This is a genomic window from Streptomyces sp. NPDC001941, assembly GCF_040296945.1.
Taxonomy (GTDB): domain Bacteria; phylum Actinomycetota; class Actinomycetes; order Streptomycetales; family Streptomycetaceae; genus Streptomyces.
Window position 1 is genome coordinate 1 of record NZ_JBEOYE010000138.1, and the last position, 18587, is coordinate 18587.

At 73.1% G+C, this 18587-nt stretch carries 14 protein-coding genes and 1 pseudogene; 7 read left to right on the forward strand and 8 right to left on the reverse strand.

What is annotated here, in order from left to right:
* From ABT160_RS43235 to ABT160_RS43250, 4 genes are all read right to left on the reverse strand, one after another.
* Positions 1–180, reverse strand: a 180-nt coding sequence (locus ABT160_RS43235; RefSeq protein ID WP_351654799.1) for a hypothetical protein, incomplete at its 3' end; no start/stop codon positions are given.
* 53 nt (positions 181–233) lie between these two features.
* Positions 234–608 carry an SMR family transporter gene (locus tag ABT160_RS43240; RefSeq protein ID WP_351654802.1) on the reverse strand — a complete coding sequence of 125 codons (375 nt, stop codon included), beginning with the start codon at positions 606–608 and terminating at the stop codon, positions 234–236.
* 34 nt (positions 609–642) lie between these two features.
* Entirely contained in the window at positions 643–2169 is a 1527-nt protein-coding gene (locus tag ABT160_RS43245) for a methyltransferase domain-containing protein (RefSeq protein WP_351654805.1), read from the reverse strand.
* On the reverse strand, positions 2166–3422 hold the full coding sequence (locus ABT160_RS43250; RefSeq protein WP_351654808.1) for a glycosyltransferase family 39 protein: 1257 nt from the start codon (positions 3420–3422) through the stop codon (positions 2166–2168). The genes ABT160_RS43245 and ABT160_RS43250 overlap by 4 nt, the downstream gene beginning before the upstream one ends.
* Positions 3423–3710: 288 nt before the next feature.
* Here ABT160_RS43250 and ABT160_RS43255 point away from each other — a divergent pair, with 288 nt between their 5' ends.
* Genes ABT160_RS43255 through rfbD form a run of 3 tightly spaced genes read left to right on the forward strand, consistent with a single transcriptional unit; the run spans position 3711 to position 6636 of the window.
* Positions 3711–4778, forward strand: a complete 1068-nt coding sequence (locus ABT160_RS43255; protein ID WP_351654811.1) for a glucose-1-phosphate thymidylyltransferase — start codon at positions 3711–3713, stop codon at positions 4776–4778.
* Positions 4775–5764, forward strand: a complete 990-nt coding sequence (rfbB, locus tag ABT160_RS43260; RefSeq protein WP_351654813.1) for a dTDP-glucose 4,6-dehydratase — start codon at positions 4775–4777, stop codon at positions 5762–5764. Before ABT160_RS43255 ends, rfbB begins: the two co-directional genes overlap by 4 nt.
* Positions 5761–6636, forward strand: a complete 876-nt coding sequence (gene rfbD, locus ABT160_RS43265) for a dTDP-4-dehydrorhamnose reductase (protein WP_351654816.1) — start codon at positions 5761–5763, stop codon at positions 6634–6636. Before rfbB ends, rfbD begins: the two co-directional genes overlap by 4 nt.
* On the opposite strand, the gene rfbC is transcribed toward rfbD, so the two are convergent.
* The 3 genes from rfbC to ABT160_RS43280 form a co-directional block, all read right to left on the reverse strand.
* Positions 6617–7279 (reverse strand): dTDP-4-dehydrorhamnose 3,5-epimerase, encoded by a 663-nt coding sequence (gene rfbC / locus ABT160_RS43270; protein WP_351654819.1) that lies wholly within the window; start codon positions 7277–7279, stop codon positions 6617–6619. The two genes, rfbD and rfbC, sit on opposite strands and share 20 nt — an antisense overlap.
* A 44-nt stretch (positions 7280–7323) precedes the next feature.
* Entirely contained in the window at positions 7324–8571 is a 1248-nt protein-coding gene (locus ABT160_RS43275) for a hypothetical protein (RefSeq protein WP_351654822.1), read from the reverse strand.
* Positions 8572–8632: 61 nt separating this feature from the next.
* Positions 8633–9244, reverse strand: a complete 612-nt coding sequence (locus ABT160_RS43280) for a TetR/AcrR family transcriptional regulator (RefSeq protein WP_351654824.1) — start codon at positions 9242–9244, stop codon at positions 8633–8635.
* A 147-nt stretch (positions 9245–9391) separates the two neighbouring features.
* Between ABT160_RS43280 and ABT160_RS43285 the strand changes: the two genes are divergently transcribed.
* The 3 genes and pseudogenes from ABT160_RS43285 to ABT160_RS43295 form a co-directional block, all read left to right on the forward strand.
* A complete protein-coding gene (locus tag ABT160_RS43285; protein ID WP_351654835.1) occupies positions 9392–10297 on the forward strand; it encodes an ABC transporter permease in 906 nt (301 codons plus the stop codon).
* Positions 10290–11081, forward strand: coding sequence for an ABC transporter ATP-binding protein (locus ABT160_RS43290; RefSeq protein ID WP_351654827.1), 792 nt, complete (start codon positions 10290–10292; stop codon positions 11079–11081). The genes ABT160_RS43285 and ABT160_RS43290 overlap by 8 nt, the downstream gene beginning before the upstream one ends.
* A 92-nt stretch (positions 11082–11173) precedes the next feature.
* A pseudogene (locus ABT160_RS43295) lies at positions 11174–11983 on the forward strand (glycosyltransferase 87 family protein); the annotation flags it as partial.
* 334 nt (positions 11984–12317) lie between these two features.
* Here the strand turns inward: ABT160_RS43295 and ABT160_RS43300 are convergent.
* A complete protein-coding gene (locus ABT160_RS43300) occupies positions 12318–17270 on the reverse strand; it encodes an NAD-glutamate dehydrogenase (protein ID WP_351654829.1) in 4953 nt (1650 codons plus the stop codon).
* Between the two features lie 430 nt (positions 17271–17700).
* Between ABT160_RS43300 and ABT160_RS43305 the strand changes: the two genes are divergently transcribed.
* The gene (locus ABT160_RS43305; protein WP_351654832.1) at positions 17701–18267 is read left to right on the forward strand and encodes a DJ-1/PfpI family protein; all 567 of its coding nucleotides are present in this window, start codon (positions 17701–17703) and stop codon (positions 18265–18267) included.
* Positions 18268–18587 lie beyond the last annotated feature (320 nt).

The window sequence follows — 18587 nt, forward strand, 5'->3', positions numbered from 1 at the left end:
GGGCCGCCGGGTGGGCGGTGCGGGGCGGGCGCGCGGGTCGGGGCGGGTGGGGGTGACGCCGCCGCCCCCCCCGGGGGGCGCGGCCCTGGACAGGCTGTCCAGGCAGGCGCGGAACTGGCTGAGGGGGCTGTCGCCGTACACGATGACGCTGAGTTCGGTCGGGCCGGTCGGGTCAGTCATGGGGGCAGGGGGTTCCTTGGCAGCAGGGGACGGCGGGCCCTGGGGCGCGGCGGTCAGCCGCGCTGGCCCGCGAAGACGGTGACCAGGCCGGCGACCACGAGCAGGGAGCCCGCCCAGGTCCACGGCGAGGTCCGCTCGTGCAGCAGCGTGGACCCGGCGAGCACGATGAGCAGGTAGCCCAGCGCGTTGAAGGGGTACGCGATGGACAGCGGCACCCGCGCCAGCGTGGACATCCAGGCGAGGGCGGAGACGGCGAAGACGACCAGGCCGATCACCACCCAGGGGGTGGTGGCGGCCCGGACGGCCAGCGAGGTGCCGTCGCGTCCGGCGGCGGCCGAGGCGTGCGCCATGCCGTGCTTGAGCATGATCTGGCCGCCGGCCGACGAGAACACCGCGAAGAGCAGGAGCAGCAGACTGGGTAGGTTCAAGGGGTGCTTCCCGTCCGGGAGTCCGGTCCCGGCCTCAGACGCCGACGCGGTCGGCGGGCACGTCGGACGGGATGAACTGGCGGTTGAGGACGTCTTGGACATCGATGTGCTCCCCAGCGATGATCGTGCGCGCCGCGTGCGGGGTGAGCACGGCGACGTACTGGTAGCCGAAGAGGGTCGGCCGCAGTCGGGTCAGCAGCCTGGACGCGCCGCCGAGGACGCGGGCGAGCACGCCCCCGCCGAGCAGGGCCCAGAAGGGGGCGCCGGTGGCGCCGGTGGACAGCACGTCGTAGCCGGCGGAGCGCACGGTGCGGCGCAGGCTGGCCCGGCTGAAGAAGCGCAGGTGGGTCTCGTCGAGGATGCCCCTGCGGTCGTAGTCGAAGACGCCGAGCGCGACCCGCAGCCGCGAGTACCAGTGCCCGAAGTTCGGTACGGAGAGCAGGACCTGGCCGCCGGGGGCGAGCACCTCGCGCAGTTCGGCCAGGAGTTCGCCGGGCCGCGAGAGGTGTTCGACGACGTCCCCGGCGACCACGTAGTCGTACGACTCGCCGATGGCGTCGGGCAGGCCGCGCTCCAGGTCGGCGCGGACGAAGCGGCTGACGCGGTCGCGCACGCCGGGGACCTCGACGCGGTCGACGCCGGTGACGACGTGCCCGAGCGCTTCGAGGCGCTCGGCGAACAGGCCGCCGGAGCAGCCGAGGTCGAGGACCCGGCCGGGCGGCAGGTCGCGCATCTTCTCCAGGATGGCGGCGTGCGAGGAGCCGTCGCCCTCCTTGAAGGCGTACTCGACGGGCTTGGGGATCCAGTCGCAGGTGCCGAAGCCCTTCTTGGCCAGGCGGTACTCCAGGACGTCCTTGACCACGTCCTTGGCGTAGCGCAGGCCGTTGACGTAGCAGATCTCGTCGCCGTAGTAGGTGGGGATGGGGATCTCCTTGATCCGCATCCCGGCGTCGACGAGCTGCACGATGATCTGGGTGTCGAAGTCGAAGGCGTCGGTGTTGCGCCCGACGCGCAGCTTCTGCAGCGCGTCGACGCGGTAGGCGCGGTAGCCGGAGTGGAACTCGGTGAGCTCCGAGCCGAGCAGTCCGTTCTCGAAGCGGGTCAGGACCCGGTTGCCGAGCCACTTGTACAGCGGCATGCCGCCCTTGAGGGCGTCGCCGGGGCGCATCATGCGGGAGCCGAAGACGGCCTCGGCCTCGCCGTTGACCAGGGGTTCGACCATCTGCGGAAGGAGTTCGGGGGCGTACTGGCCGTCGCCGTGCAGCAGGACGACGATGTCCAGGCCGCGTTCGGCGGCGAGCGCGTACCCGGCCTTCTGGTTGCCGCCGTAGCCGAGGTTCTTGGTGTGGCGCATGACGACGGTGCGGGGCCGGCCCGCCGTCTGCGACCAGCGGCAGCCCGCGGTGAAGGTGCCGTCGTGGCTGGCGTCGTCGAGGACGAGGATCTCGGAGATCCGCGGCCGGAAGTCGGCCGGGATCCGGTCGAGGGTCTTCTCCAGCGTCGTCTCGGCGTTGTACGCCACCACCAGGATGCCGATCCTGGGGCTCTGGCCGTCCTTCACTGGGGTTCTCCTTGCGGTGTCTGGGGGCGGGGGGAGGCGGTCGCGGCGTCCGCCTCGGTGCGCGGCCGGGCGATCAGGGGCACGGGCGCGGCGGGCGGCGCGGGGCGGGCGGCGCGCAGGCCGGAGGCGACGCCGACGGCGAGCACCAGCCAGCCGGCGGTGCCGATGCCGAGTTCGAGTCCGGTCCACCGGGTGGGGTGCTGGCCGCCGTAGGCGAGCGCGGCGAGGACCCCGGCGACGACGCCGTAGCCGACGCCCTCCCACAGGCCGATGACGAACAGCGCGGAGGCGGGCCAGGCCAGGTACTGCAGGCCGGAGGCGGTGGACAGGAGCAGCAGGAGCGCCAGGGTGGTGGCGACGGCGACGGGCAGCGCCCGGGGGTTGCGCCAGGCGAGCCAGGCCCCGGTGGCGGTGGTGGCCAGGACGAACAGGAAGTGTCCGTCGCCGCGCACGAAGGCGATGACCGGTTCCGGGACCCCCGCCTGGTCGGCGAACCGGACCAGGCCCCACAGCCGGTAGCCGCCGCCCGCGTACTCCAGGACCTTGGCCTTCAGCGGCCCCGGTACGGTCGCCAGGACCGGCCCCCACACGAGCAGGAACACCCCGGTGAAGGCGGCGGCGAGACGGGTCAGGGCGGCCCGTCCGCCCAGCCGCCAGGCGGCCAGGAAGAACAGCGGCAGCGCCACGACCGGGATCAGCTTGACGCTGATGGAGAGCGCCGCGGCGCACCCGGCGGCGAGCGGGGCGTCCCGGTCGGCCAGCAGGTGGGCGGCGGCGAGGGCGAACATCACGGCGACCGAGTCGGTGTTGCCGTGGTAGCCGGAGGTGGCGAAGAGGACCGGGCAGAGCGCGGCGCCGAGCGCGCAGGCGGCCGCGGCGCGCACGGTGGCGCGGTGGCGGACGATCTCGAACACCAGCAGGCAGGTGACGAAGTCGGCCAGGCAGGCGGGCAGCCGGATCAGCGTGCCGAACGGGATGCCGAGGGCGTCGAGTTGGTGCAGCCCGAGCAGCATCCAGCCGGCCAGCGGCGGGTGGTTGTAGACGGGCAGGTGCTCCAGCGGCAGCGCGTAGACCCGTACCGGGTCGTGGTCGGCGATCGCCTGCGCGAAGCCCTGGAAGAAGCGCACGTCGGCCGGGCCGCGGGTGCTCGCGGCGAGCACGGCCTTGGCGGCGAGGGCGACCGCGGCGACGGTCACGACGACGACGCGGGTCCTTCGCACGTCCCAGGTCCCGGGCGCGATGGGCGAGTTCATGGTCACCGAACGTAGCAATCAGGTGCACGCGGAGCGACCGTCGATTAACACACTTACGGCGCACGGGCTTTCACCGCACCGGGCGGCCAGTCCAGTTGTCCCGGGCCCTCCCCGGGGCCGCTTTCGGCGAATCACACGGATGGCCCACGCACGCACGTAATCCAGCGCGTTCAACTGTCGTTCACTACCCGTCGTTTGTTCCTCCACGAGGGCGTCCGTTGTTCCTCCACGAGGACGTCCGTCCTCCATGAGGACGTCCAGCAGCTCCCCATCGACGGGTCAGGTCCAGTGAAAGCACTCGTACTCTCCGGCGGCGCGGGCACCCGGCTGCGCCCGATCACGCACACCTCCGCCAAACAGCTCGTGCCGGTGGCGAACAAACCGGTCCTCTTCTACGGCCTGGAGTCCATCGCGGCGGCCGGGATCACCGAGGTCGGCATCATCGTCGGCGACACCGCGCGGGAGATCCGGGAGGCGGTCGGCGACGGCTCCCGGTTCGGCCTGGACGTCACGTACATCCCGCAGGAGGCGCCGCTGGGCCTGGCCCACGCGGTGCTCATCGCGCGGGAGTTCCTCGGCGAGGACGACTTCGTGATGTACCTGGGCGACAACTTCATCGTCGGCGGGATCACCGACCTGGTCGAGGAGTTCCGGGCGAGCCGCCCGGACGCGCAGATCCTGCTCACCAAGGTGCCCGACCCGCGCGCGTTCGGCGTGGCCGAGCTGGACGTGGACGGGCGGGTGGCGCGCCTCGAGGAGAAGCCCGCGGACCCGCGCAGCGACCTGGCGCTGGTGGGCGTCTACCTGTTCACCCCGGCGATCCACGCGGCCGTGCGGGCGGTGAAGCCGTCGGGCCGCGGCGAGCTGGAGATCACCCACGCCCTGCAGTGGCTGATCGACGCGCGGGCGACCGTCAAGTCCACGGTCATCAGCGGCTACTGGAAGGACACCGGCAACGTCGCGGACATGCTGGAGGTCAACCGCTCGGTCCTGGAGCTGATCGACCCGCTGGACGAGGGCTCGGTGGACGCCCGCACCGAGATCATCGGCCGGGTGCGGATCGGCCGGGGCGCGGCCGTGCGCGGCTCGCGGATCGTGGGCCCCGCGGTGATCGGCGCGGGCACGGTCGTGGAGAACTCCTACATCGGCCCGTCCACCTCGATCGCCGACAACTGCCGGGTGACGGACAGCGAGATCGAGTACTCGATCGTGCTCAGCGGCTCCTCGCTGCACGGCGTCGGCCGCGTCGAGGCGTCGCTGATCGGCCGCGACGTCGAGATCACCCCCGCCCCCCACATCCCGGCCGCGCACCGCCTGGTGCTCGGCGACCACAGCAAGGTGCAGATCTCCGCATGAGCGCTCCCACTCGCATCCTGGTGACCGGCGGCGCGGGCTTCATCGGCTCGCACCACGTGCGCACGCTGCTGGGCCCCGGCGGCCCGGAGCGCACCGAGGTCACCGTCCTGGACAAGCTGACCTACGCGGGCAACCCCGCCAACCTCGACCCGGTGCGCGACCACCCGGGCTTCGCGTTCGTGCGCGGCGACGTCTGCGACCCGGAGCTGGTGGACAAGCTGGTCTCCGAGCACGACCAGGTGGTGCACTTCGCGGCCGAGTCGCACGTGGACCGCTCGATCCTGGGGGCCGCCGCGTTCGTGCGCACCAACGTGCTGGGCACCCAGACGCTGCTGGACGCGGCGCTGCGCCACTCCACGTCCCGGTTCGTGCACGTCTCCACCGACGAGGTGTACGGGTCGGTGGAGACCGGCAGCTGGCGCGAGAGCGAGCCGGTGCGCCCCAACTCCCCGTACGCGGCGTCCAAGGCGTCGAGCGACCTGATCGCGCTGTCGTACCACCGCACGCACGGTCTGGACGTGCGGGTGACGCGCTGCTCGAACAACTACGGGCACCACCACTTCCCGGAGAAGGTCGTCCCGCTGTTCATCACCCGCCTGCTGGACGGCGGCCGGGTGCCGCTGTACGGGGACGGGCTGCACGTGCGCGACTGGCTGCACGTCGACGACCACGTCCGGGGCCTGGAGCTGGTGCGCACGGCGGGCCGCCCCGGCGAGGTCTACAACATCGGCGGCGGCACCGAGCTGACCAACCGCCAGCTGACCGAGCTGCTGCTCGACGCGTGCGGGGCGGACTGGTCGCGGGTGGACCGGGTCGAGGACCGCAAGGGCCACGACCGGCGCTACTCGGTGGACTGCTCCAAGATCACCGAGGAGCTGGGGTACCGGCCGCGCAAGGACTTCGCGACGGGCCTGGCGGAGACGGTCGCCTGGTACCGCGAGAACCGGTCCTGGTGGGAGCCGCTGCTGGCGAAGGCGGCGCTGTGAGGGGGCGCTGGCTGGTGACCGGCGCCGGCGGGATGCTCGGCCGGGACGTGACGGCGCGCCTGGGCGCGGAGGCGGTGGGGCTCGGGCGGGCCGAGCTGGACCTGAGGGACCCGGCGGCGGTGCGGGCGGCGCTGGCCGCGCACCGGCCCGAGGTGGTGGTCAACTGCGCCGCGTGGACGGCCGTGGACGACGCGGAGGGCCGCGAGGAGGAGGCGCTGGACGTCAACGGCACGGCGGTGCGGGAGCTGGCGGCGGCGTGCGCGGAGACCGGCGCGGTGCTGCTGCACGTGTCGACGGACTACGTCTTCGCCGGCGACGCGGCCGTGCCGTACCGCGAGGCCGCCCCGCCGAGGCCGCGCACCGCCTACGGCCGCACCAAGCTGGCGGGCGAGCGCGCGGTCCTGGAGCTGCTCCCGGAGCGCGGGTACGTGGTGCGCACGGCCTGGCTGTACGGGGCGGGTGGCGGCAACTTCGTCCGCACCATGATCCGCCTGGAGGCCGAGCGGGACCTGCTGGACGTGGTCGACGACCAGCGCGGCCAGCCGACCTGGAGCGGCGACCTGGCCCGGGTGCTGCACGAGCTGGGCGACGCGGCGCTGGCCGGGCGGGCCGCGCCCGGGGTCTACCACGGCACCAGCGGCGGCGAGGCGAGCTGGTGCGAGCTGGCCCGCGAGACGTTCCGGCTGCTGGGCGCGGACCCGGCGCGGGTGCGGGCGACGACCAGCGGGGCGTACCCGCGGCCCGCGCCCCGGCCCGCGTACAGCGTGCTGGGGCACGAGCGCTGGCACGGCACCGGGGTGCGCCCGATCCGCGACTGGCGGGCCGCCCTGGCCGGGGCGCTGCCCGCGCTGGTCAGCGCCGAGCGGGGCTGACCGGCAGGTTCTCCGCGCTGCCGCGGCTCTCCGGGACGGTCAGGTCCCGGGGGCCGCGCAGCCGCCCGTACCAGCGGGCGCACTCCGCGTAGGACGGCAGCAGTCCCGCCCGCTCGGCCTGCTCCAGGGTGGGGGCCGCCGCGTCCTTGGCGGAGAGCACCGGGTCCGTCCCGTCCGGCCACTCGATGCCGAGGGCCGGGTCGAGCGGGTGGACGCCGTGCTCGCGCTCGGGGGCGTAGCCGCGCGAGCAGAGGTAGACCACGGTCGCGTCGTCGGTGAGGGCCATGAAGGCGTGCCCGAGGCCCTCGGCCAGGTAGACGGCCGCGCGCCGCTCGTCGTCGAGCCGGACCGCCTCCCAGGCCCGGTAGGTGGGCGAGCCGGTGCGCAGGTCCACGACCACGTCGAGGACCGCTCCCCGTACGCAGGTCACGTACTTGGCCTGGCCCGGGGGGACGTCGGCGAAGTGGACGCCGCGCAGGGTGCCGCGCGCGGAGACCGAGCAGTTGGCCTGGGCGAGGTCGAGCGGGTGCCCCGCGACGTCCTCGAACCGGGATCCCTTGAACCACTCGTGGAAACTGCCCCGCCCGTCGTGGAAGACCTGCGGCTCCATGACCCAGGCGCCCTCGATGCCCAACGCGCGCACGCGCACCCACCTTTCCTCTCGCCCCCGGACCGGCCCCCGCCCCCTCAACCGGTGAGCGGGGCGGGCGTCACCTTCGCTGGGCCGAGCGGGTGACGGGCGCGGTGCAGCAGCCGGGGCAGCCCGAGCACCGGCAGCAGCCACAGCGCCAGGTGGAGCCGGTCGCCCTCCAGGACGTCGGGGTGCAGGGCCTGGGTGAGCAGCCCGGTCGCGGCGACGGCGAGGACGACCGGGCCGAGCGGGTGCCGGGCGGGGCGCGCCAGCAGGCCCCAGGCACCGGCCGCCCAGGCGAGCAGGCCGAGCGGCTCCGTCGCCTGGGTGCGCCACCAGGCGGTCCAGTAGGGGCCGTTGAGGGCGAACAGCCGCTGCCAGGGGTCGGGCACGTCCTGGCCCCGGCAGTGGTCGCTGAACAGCTCCATCAGGCTGATCAGCGGTCCGGGCCAGCCGAGCAGCCGGGCGCCGAGCGCACAGCCGAGGGCGAGGGACCCGGTGAGGGCGAGGGCGGCGGGGGCGCGGCGGGCGCGGCCGGTGAGCAGCAGCAGGGCGCAGCCCGCCGCGCAGGCGGCGGCGGTCGTCGTGGCGGCGGAGTACTTGACGGCGAACAGGGCGGCCGTGGCACCGGCCAGGACGGCGGGGCCGAGCCGGGTGCGGCCGGTGAGCAGCAGGGCGACGCCGAGCAGCACCGCCAGGGTGAGGGTGAGGACGGTGCCCTCGGTGAGGGGGCGCATCGACCAGCTGCCGGTGGGCAGCGCGTAGTAGAGCAGCTGGCCGGCGAGGGCGGCGGGCGGGGCGAGGCCGGTGACCCGCAGCAGGGCGTACGCGAGGACGCCGCCGGTGACGGTGACCAGCAGGGCGTACGTCCACATGCCCCACCGCAGTCCGAGCGCGGCGACGAAGGGCGTGACGGCCCAGGAGTAGCCGGGGCGGGCCTGGAAGATCCGCTCGCAGCGGGTGGGCGCGGGCCCGCCGGGGGCGCCCATCAGTCCGACGGGCAGGGCGGCGGTGACCCGCTCCTCGCAGGCCCCGGTCACGCCCCACTCGTCCAGCGGCTCCCGGCCGGGCGCGGGGGCGATGTCGAGGGCGCGCCGCTCGCGCTCCCGTCGCAGCCCGTCGGCGCAGCGCTGCTCCACCGCCTGGGCGCGCACGCTCTCGTACGGGGTGCCGAGGCCGGTCAGCGCCATGGCCGCGTAGTTGGTGGTGTCGGGCGTGGCGCGGCCGGGCGCGAGGGGGAGCTGGAGCGCCAGGAAGCCGGTGGCGACCAGGGCGACGAGGGCGGGCCACCAGCGTGCGGTCATGGCAGCGCACCCTAGGCACCGCGGGCGCCGTCCCCAAGCGTCCGGGCCGGGCGGGTCCCGCTCAGGAGGACTTCAGTGCCGCCACCGCCGCGGTCGCCAGGTCGTCCAGGTAGCCCTTGGGCAGCGGGGTGCGCACCACGTTCAGCCGCCAGTAGAGCGGGCCGACCACCAGGTCCAGGGCCCGGTCGGGGTCGGTGCCCGCGGGGAGGTCGCCGCGGGCCACGGCGTCCCGCACGACCTGGGCGACGACGCCCTGCTGGGGGTCGAGCAGGGTGGCCTTGATCGTCTCGGAGATCTCCGGGTGGCGGGCGGCCTCGACGAGCAGGTCCGGGATGACCTGGGAGGCCACCGGGTGGCGCAGGGCGTGCGAGGCGACTTCGAGCAGGGCGCGCACGTCCCCGTACAGCGAACCGGTCGCGGGGGCGGGCAGGCCCTGGGTGGCGAAGGCGGAGACCAGGTCGAGGACGAGCGAGAGCTTGGACTTCCAGCGGCGGTAGACGGCCGTCTTGCCGACGCCCGCGCGGCGGGCGATGCCCTCGATGGACATCCGGGCGAAGCCGACGGCGGCCAGCTCCGCGAAGACGGCGGCGCGGATCGCGTCGGTCACGTCCTCGCGCAGCACGGCGGCTCCGGCGGGGGCGCGGCGGGGGTTTGCGGTCGGCTCTGTCGTCATGGGAGGGATTTTACCTAACGCTGACGTTACGACGAGACGGTTGCGTTCCGACGTATTCGCACCCTACTCTCCCCGTAGCGACGAAACGGGTCCGTCCCGTCGTGCGCATCCATCGAACCAGGCGAGAGGGACACGCCCGTGACCGTGATGCTGGAGAAGCCGCTCGCCGATCGGCCGGTGAGCGAGGAGGACCTGGAGGCGCTCGCCCTGCGGCACGGCCTGACGGTCAGTGGCGCCCGCCCCTCCCTGCCGGAGTACACCCGCCAGCTGTGGGCGCGCCGGCACTTCATCACGGCGTTCTCCACCGCCCGGCTCACCGCCCAGTACAGCCAGGCCAAGCTCGGCCAGGTCTGGCAGGTGATGACGCCGCTGCTCAACGCGGCCGTCTACTACTTCATCTTCGGCGTCCTGATGAACACCAAGCACGGTGTGCCGGACTTCCTGCCCTTCCTGGTCACCGGCGTCTTCATCTGGACCTTCACGTCCAACTCGATCATGGCCGGCACCCGTGCCATCAGCGGCAACATCGGCCTGGTCCGCGCCCTGCACTTCCCGCGCGCCGCACTGCCCGTCGCGCTCGCCCTCCAGCAGCTCCAGCAGCTGGTCTTCTCCATGGGCGCCCTGGTGGTCATCCTGGTCTGCTTCGGCGTCTACCCGGGCCTGACCTGGCTGCTCGCGATCCCCGCGCTGCTGCTCCAGGCCCTGTTCAACACCGGCGTCTCGATGGCCATGGCCCGGCTCGCCGCCCGCACCCCCGACATCGCCCAGCTGATGCCCTTCCTGCTGCGCACCTGGATGTACGTGTCCGGCGTGATGTGGAGCATCCAGCACGTGCTGGCCGGCGACCACCTGCCGCACTGGCTGATGCTCGTCCTGGAGTGCAACCCCGCCGCCGTCTACATCGGCCTGATGCGCTTCGCCCTGATCGACAGCTTCACCGCCCACCAGCTGCCGCCGCACGTCTGGGCGGCGGCGGCCGGCTGGGCCGTGGCGGCCTTCGTCGGCGGGTTCATCTACTTCTGGAAGGCAGAGGAGACCTACGGCCGTGGCTGAGATCCCCGTGCAGCGCCGGGACGAACCCGTCCCGACCGTGGTCGCCAAGGGCGTCCACATCAAGTACACCGTCCAGGGCGCGACGGCGGCCAAGGGCGGCGCGGTCGCCGCGCTGCGCCGGGTCGTGCGCCGCGACAAGGACACCGGCGGCCGCACCGTGCACGCCGTCAAGGGCGTCAACTTCGCCGCCTACAAGGGCGAGGCGATCGGCCTGGTCGGCTCCAACGGCTCCGGCAAGTCCACCCTGCTCAAGGCCATCGCGGGCGTGCTGCCGGTCAACGAGGGCCGCATCTACACCCACGGCCAGCCCTCGCTGCTCGGCGTCAACGCGGCCCTGATGAACGACCTCACCGGCGAGCGCAACGTCATCCTGGGCGGCCTCGCGATGGGCATGTCCCGCGAGGAGATCGAGGGGCGCTACCAGCAGATCGTGGACTTCTCCGGGATCAACGAGCGCGACGACTTCATCTCCATGCCGATGCGCACCTACTCCTCCGGCATGGGCGCCCGGCTCCGCTTCTCCATCGCCGCCTCCCGCAGCCACGACGTGCTGCTGATCGACGAGGCGCTGTCCACCGGCGACGCCCGCTTCCAGCGCCGCAGCAAGGAGCGGATCGAGGAGCTGCGCGCCGAGGCGGGCACCGTCTTCCTGGTCAGCCACAGCAACTCCACCATCACCGAGACCTGCGACCGGGCGCTCTGGCTGGAGTCGGGCACGCTGCGCATGGACGGCCCATCGGCGGAGGTGGTGGCGGCCTACGAGGAGTACATGCAGCGCAAGTAGCCCGCAAAACGGCACAAACAGGGCTAAAGTGCGGCCCGATGACGACACACCGGACCGCACTCCCCGCCTGCTGGCTCCTCACCCGGGCCGGCATGCTCTGGCTGCTGCTGCGCGACGACCTCGGCGTCGGCGGCGTCGGCCGCGAGGTGTACGTCCTCTACGCGGGCTGGTACGAGCAGCTCGCCCGCGGCGCCTTCCCGGCCGCCGACGTCACCTGGCAGTACCCGCCCGGCGCCGGAGCCGTACTCCTCTCCCCCGGCCTGCTGCCCTTCCTCGGCTACTTCCAGGCCTTCGTCGCCCTCACCCTGCTCACCGACGCCGCCGTCACCCACGCCCTGGCCCGGGCCGGCGGCACCGGCGCCTGGGCGTGGACCGGCGGACTGCCCCTGCTGCTGCACGTCCCGCTCGCCCGGTACGACGTGCAGACCACCGCCCTCGCCGTCTTCGCCCTGCTCGCGGTGGCGGGCGGCCGGGCCCGCCTGGGCGGCGCCCTCGCCGGGCTCGGCGCCCTGGTCAAGGTCTGGCCCGCGCTGGCCCTGGTCGGCACCCCGCCGGGCCGGGTCACCCGCAGGGCCTGGACCTCCGCGGCCCTCGCGGCGGCGGCGCTGCTCGCCGTCCTCGCCGCCGGGTTCTCGCACTCCCTGGGCTTCCTGCGCCACCAGGGCCACCGGGGCGTGCAGATCGAGTCGCTCGGCGGCACCGCGCTGCTGCTGGCCCGCCGCCTCGGCTGGCCGGGCGCGGTCGAGTACCGCTACGGCTCCTTCGAGCTGACCGGGCCGTACGTCTCCTCGGTGGCCCGGCTCGCGCTGCTGCTCACCGTCGCCGCGTTCGGCTGGCTGCTGCTGTGGCGGCTGCGGGCCCGGCGCTGGAGCCCGGCGACCCCGCTGGACGCCGCGCTCACCGCCGTCCTGCTGTTCACCGTCACCAGCCGGGTGATCAGCCCGCAGTACCTGGTGTGGCTGGTCGGACTGGCCGCCGTCTGCCTCACCTCCCGGCACACCACCCAGCGCCCGGTCGCGGCCCTGGTCCTCGCCTCGACCGCGCTGAGCTCACTGACGTACCCCCTGCTGTACGAGGAGGTGCTCGGCGGCACCGGCACGGGCTGCGCGCTCCTGGTGGCGCGCAACGGGCTGCTGCTGTCCGCCGCGCTGCTCTCGGCGCGACGGCTGTGGGCGCACAGCGCCCGAAGGGGCGCCCACCCCGCGGTGGACGCCCCTTCGGACGGTGCCGACGGCCTCAGCCGTGCGTACGCATCAGCTGGCGCATCGTCCGCATCGCGACCGACAGGTTCGCCAGGTCGAACGTGTCCGAGCCCTGGATCTCCTCCAGCGTCACGCGCGCCCGGCCCAGGATCGCCGCGTTCCTCTCCTCCCACGCCTTGAAGCGCTGCTCCGGCGTCGAGGAGCCGTCGCCCGCGGAGAGCACGTCGGAGGTGAGCGCCGCGTGCGCGGCGTACAGGTCCTCGCGGATGGAGGCGCGGGCCATCGACTGCCAGCGGTCGTTGCGCGGCAGCTCGATGATCCGGTCCATCAGCTGGGTGATCCGCAGCCGGTCCGCCAGGTCGTAGTAGACCTCGGCGACCGCCAGCGGGTCCTTGCCCGTACGGTCCGCGATGGCGACCACGTCGAGCGCCGGGAAGGCCGAGGAGAACCCGGCCACCCGCAGCGCGAGCTCCTCCGGCACGCCCGCGCCGGTCAGCTCGTCCAGGATGCCCTGGTACCACTCCAGGTCGGCGCCCCGCAGCAGCCGGGGCAGCTCGCCCCAGACCTGCTCCACGCGCGCGGCGAAGAAGTCGATCGTCTCCGCGAGCTGCAGCGGCTGCGGCCGGTTGCCCAGCAGCCAGCGGGTGCCGCGCTCGACCAGGCGGCGCGAGTGCAGCCGGACCTGCGTCTGCACCTCCGCCGCGACCTGGTTGTCCAGCGCCTCCACGGCGTCCCACACGGCGCTCAGGCCGAAGATCTCGCGGGCCGCGGTCTGCGCCCGCACGATCTCCTCGACCGAGGCGCCGGTCTCCTCGCGCAGCCGGTGCAGGAAGGTCGAACCGCCCGTGTTCACCGTGTCGTTGACCAGCACCGTGGTGATGATCTCGCGGCGCAGCGCGTGCCCGTCGACCGCCTCGGGGAAGCGCTCGCGCAGCAGCGTCGGGAAGTAGCGGTGCAGCAGCCCGCGCAGGTACGGGTCGTCGGGCAGGTCCGTGCCGATCAGCTCGTCCGCCACCGTGATCTTGGTGTAGGCGAGCAGCACCGCGAGCTCCGGCTGGCTCAGGCCCTTGCCGTTGTTGAGCAGTTCGCGGATCTGCCGGTCGTTGGGCAGGAACTCCAGGGCGCGGTCCAGGTGCCCGTCGCGGCCGAGGCGGCGCATGAAGCGCTGCGCGGCGTGCAGCAGGGACGGGGACTGGGCCGAGGCGTTGGCCAGCGCGGTGTTCTGCGCGTAGTTGTTGCGCAGCACCAGGTGGCCGACCTCGTCGGTCATCTCCGCGAGGATCTTGTTGCGCTGCTTGACGGTCATGTCGCCCTCGGCGACCAGGCCGTTGAGCAGGATCTTGATGTTGACCTCGTGGTCGGAGGTGTCCACGCCCGCGCTGTTGTCGATGGCGTCGGTGTTGACCCGGCCGCCCTCGCCGCCCGCCCCGACGGTCGCGAACTCGATGCGGCCCAGCTGGGTCAGGCCCAGGTTGCCGCCCTCGCCGACCACCTTGACGCGCAGCTGCTCGCCGTCGACGCGGATGGCGTCGTTGGCCTTGTCGCCCACGTCGGCGTGCGACTCGCCGGACGCCTTGACGTACGTACCGATGCCGCCGTTCCACAGCAGGTCCACCGGCGACTTCAGGATCGCCTTCATCAGCTCGGCCGGGGTCGTCTTGGTGACGCCCGCCTCGATGCCCAGGGCCTCGCGCATCTGGGCGTTGACCGGGATGGACTTGGCGCTGCGCGGGTGGATGCCGCCACCCGCCGACAGCAGGCTCGTGTCGTAGTCCGCCCAGGAGCTGCGCGGCAGCTCGAACAGCCGGCGCCGCTCCGCGTAGGAGGTGGCCGCGTCCGGGTTCGGGTCGATGAAGATGTGCCGGTGGTCGAAGGCGGCCACCAGCCGGATGTGCTCGCTGAGCAGCATGCCGTTGCCGAACACGTCACCGGACATGTCACCGACGCCGACGACCGTGAAGTCCTCGCCCTGGGTGTCGTGGCCCAGCTCCCTGAAGTGCCGCTTGACCGACTCCCAGGCGCCGCGCGCGGTGATGCCCATGCCCTTGTGGTCGTAGCCCGCGGAGCCGCCGGAGGCGAACGCGTCGCCCAGCCAGAAGCCGTACTGCTCGGCCACGCCGTTGGCGATGTCGGAGAACGTCGCCGTGCCCTTGTCGGCCGCGACCACCAGGTAGGTGTCGTCCTCGTCGTGGCGCACCACGCCGGAGGGCGGCACGACCTCGCCGGCCACCAGGTTGTCGGTGATGTCGAGCAGCGCCGAGATGAAGATCTTGTAGCAGGCGATGCCCTCGGCCAGCCACGCGTCGCGGTCCACCGACGGGTCGGGCAGCTGCTTGGCGACGAAGCCGCCCTTGGCGCCCACCGGCACGATGACGGTGTTCTTCACCATCTGCGCCTTCACCAGGCCCAGGATCTCCGTACGGAAGTCCTCGCGCCGGTCCGACCAGCGCAGGCCGCCGCGCGCGACCTTGCCGAAGCGCAGGTGCACGCCCTCGACGCGCGGCGCGTACACCCAGATCTCGAACGCCGGGCGGGGCGCCGGCAGGTCGGGGATGGCCTGCGGGTCGAACTTCATCGACACGTACGCGTGCGGCTGGCCGCTCTGCGCGCGCTGGAAGAAGTTGGTGCGCAGCGTCGCCTTGATGACCGTGAGGAACGACCGCAGGATGCGGTCCTCGTCCAGCGAGGCCACCTGGTCCAGCGCGCCGTCCAGCTCCTCCAGGAGCCCGTCCGTCAGCTCCGTGCCCGCGCGCTGGCGCTCGGGCGCCATCCGCGCCTCGAACAGGCTCACCAGCAGGCGCGTGGTGTGCACGTTCGTGCGGAGGGTCTCCTCCATGTAGTCCTGGCTGAACGTGGAGCCCGCCTGGCGCAGGTACTTGGCGTAGGCGCGCAGCACCATCGCCTGGCGCCAGCTCAGGCCCGCGCGCAGCACCAGCGAGTTGAAGCCGTCGTTCTCGGCCGCGCCGGTCCAGGTCGCGGCGAACGCGTCCTGGAAGCGCTCGCGCGCGTCGTCGCCCAGGTAGTCGCCGTTGCCCGTGTTCTTGGGCAGCCGCAGACCGAAGTCGTAGATCCACGCGTGCGTGCGGTCCGCGCAGCGCAGTTCGTAGGGCCGCTCGTCGGTGACCTCGACGCCCAGCTGCTGGAGCACCGGCAGCACGGCCGACAGGGAGACCTGCTCGCCGATCCGGTAGATCTTGAAGCGGCGCTCGCCGGGGCCCGCGCCGACCGGCTCGTACAGCGACAGCGCGAAGTCGCGGCGGCCGTTGGTGAGCTGCTCCAGGTGGACCAGGTCGGCGACCGCGGCGCGCGGCGAGTGGTCGGCCTTGTAGCCCTCGGGGAAGGCGTGCCCGTAGCGGCGCAGCAGCTCCGCGGCGCGCTCCTCGCCGCACTCGGCGGTCAGCGCCTCGGAGAAGCCGTCGGCCCAGGAGCGGGCCGCGTCGACCAGCCGGGCCTCGATGCGGTCCGCGTCGGCGTCGGTCAGCTCGGCCAGCTCGGTGCCCGGGGGCACCCGGACGACGAAGTGGATCCGGGACAGGATCGACTCGGTGTTCCAGGCCGTGAAGTCGACGCTGGTGCCGCCGAGCTCCTCCTTGAGGATCTCGATGATCCGCAGCCGCACCCCGGTGGTGTAGCGGTCGCGCGGCAGGTAGACCAGCGCGGAGTAGTAGCGCCCGTACTCGTCCTGGCGCAGGTAGAGCCGCAGCCGGCGGCGCTCCTGGAGGTAGAGCACGCTGGTGACGATGGAGCGCAGCTGGTCGACGGGCGTCTGGAACAGCTCGTCGCGCGGGTAGGTCTCCAGGATCTGCAGCAGGTCGCGCCCGTCGTGGCTGTTGGGCGAGAAGCCCGCGCCCTCCAGGACCTCGGCGACCTTGCGCCGGATGACCGGCACGCGGCGCACGGACTCGGTGTACGCGGCGGAGGAGAACAGGCCCAGGAAGCGGCGCTCCCCGACCACGTTGCCCTCGGCGTCGAACTTCTTGACGCCCACGTAGTCCAGGTAGGACGGGCGGTGCACGGTGGCGCGGCTGTTGGCCTTGGTCAGCACGAGCAGCTTGTGCTCGCGGGCCTTGGCCCGGGCGTCGGCGGGCAGCCTGCTGAAGGAGGGCGACACCGGGTGCGCGTCGTGGCTCTCGGAGTGCTGCGGGTCGGAGCGCAGGATGCCCAGGCCGGTGCCGGCCACGGCGGTCAGCGAGTCGTCGCCGGTCAGCTCGTACTCGCGGAAGCCGAGGAAGGTGAAGTGGTCGGCGGCCAGCCAGCGCAGCAGCTCGCGGGCCTCCTCGACCTCCGTCTCGCGCAGGTCGTCCGCGGTGGGCTCGCCCGGCAGGTCCTCGGCGATGCGCAGCGCGGCGTCGCGCATCTTCTCCCAGTCCTCGACGGCCTCGCGCACGTCGGAGAGCACCCGCAGCAGGTCGGCGGTGATCTGCTTGAGGTCGGCGCGGTCGGTCTCGCGGTCGGTCTCGACGTGGATCCAGGACTCGACGAGGGTGTCGTGCGCGTCGGCGAGCGCGGGCGTGCCCTCGGGCAGCACCTCGATCAGCTTGCCGGTGACGTCGCGGCGGACGACCACCTGCGGGTGGATGACGACGTGGATGCCGCGGGCCTGGCGCGACAGCTCGTTCGTCACGGAGTCCACGAGGAAGGGCATGTCGTCGGTGACGACCTCGACCACGGAGTGGCTGCACGTCCAGCCGTTCTCCTCGACGGTCGGGGTGTGCACCCGGACGTTCGCGGTGCCCTGCGGCCGGTTCTCGGCCAGCCGGTAGTGGGAGAGCGCCGCGCCGAAGACGTCGACCGGGTCGCGGTCGCCGAGGTCCTCGGGGGCGGTGTGCAGGTAGTAGCGCTGGAGGTAGGCGAACAGGGTGTCCTGGTCCGGACGCTCCCCCTGCTCGGCACCCGCCGGAAGTTGCCCCCCGACGGGGCTGTTCTCAGCTACCCGGGCCGCCCGCGCGAGCAGCTCGGCCTTTGCTTCGTCCAGCTTGGTCTGCATGTCCTCTGACTCCTGTCGCGCGCCGTTGCGTGACGTTGGGGAAAGAAGCGGCACGTCGGCACGGAGCGGGGTGTCCGCTCGGAGTCGACGTTATGCCGCGATGGGAGGTGTCCGAGACGTTATTGGCCAATCTTGGCGGCCTGCCCGGATGGCGAAGATCAACGGACGCCCGGGCGCGGCTGCGCTCCGGACGCTGGCCGGGGGCTCCGCTGCCCCCTCGGCATATCGCGCTGATCACGAGAAAAGCCTATCGCTCCGGACCCCCGCCCCGTCACGAGCCATGTGTGTACAAAACCCGGCCCCCAACTTTGACAGTCTGGACAGGGACGCGAAGCCGCCACGCGCCCCCTTGGCAAGCCGCGCCCGGCGCGGCACGTTGACCGCGACGGCGAACCGGAACCACCCGAGGCGGAAGGCGGGAGTCGGCGGTATGGCAGCCAAGATCCTGATCGTGACGGGCGACGCGGCCGAATCACTGGAGGTGCTCTACCCCTACCAGCGACTGCGCGAAGAAGGGTACGACGTCCACATCGCCGCGCCCTCCCGCAAGAAGCTGCGCTTCGTCGTGCACGACTTCGAACCCGGCTTCGACACGTACACCGAGAAGCCCGGCTACACCTGGCCGGCCGACCTGGCCTTCTCCGAGGTCGACCCGGGCCAGTACGCCGCCCTGGTGATCCCGGGCGGCCGGGCCCCGGAGTACCTGCGCAACGACCCCGAGCTGCGCAAGATCCTCAAGTCCTTCTTCGACTCCGACAAGCCCGTGGCCCAGATCTGCCACGGCCCGCTCCTGACGGCGTCGGTGGACGCCCTGAGGGGCCGCCGGGTGACGGCGTACCCGGCCCTGGAACCGGACATGCAGTCGGCGGGCGCGACCTTCCAGGACGCGGAAACGGTGGTGGACGGCACCCTGGTCTCCGCCCGCGCCTGGCCGGACCACTCCCGCTGGATGCGCGAATTCCTGACGATCCTCCGCTCGAAGGCCCCGGTGACCTGACCCCTGAACAACCCCGGGCCCCGGGGAACCCGGGGCACAGCAGCCTGAGCCCCCCGCCCACCCCCCTTCCGAAGACCCCGGAGCACAGCCCCACCGGGGGCGCAGGGGACGGAGCCCCGCCAGGGGGTGCAGGGGGCGGAGCCCCCTAAGCCCCCGCCCGCCCTCACCTTCCGGAGGCCCTGAAGCGCAGCCCCACCGGGGGTGCAGGGGGCGGAGCCCCCGCGGGGGGCCCGGGGGCGCAGCCCCCGGAGACATCCCGCCCCCGACCGCCGGAGGCTTTCGGGAAGGGGCGGGTCGGGGACCCAAGGGCCCGCCCCCCG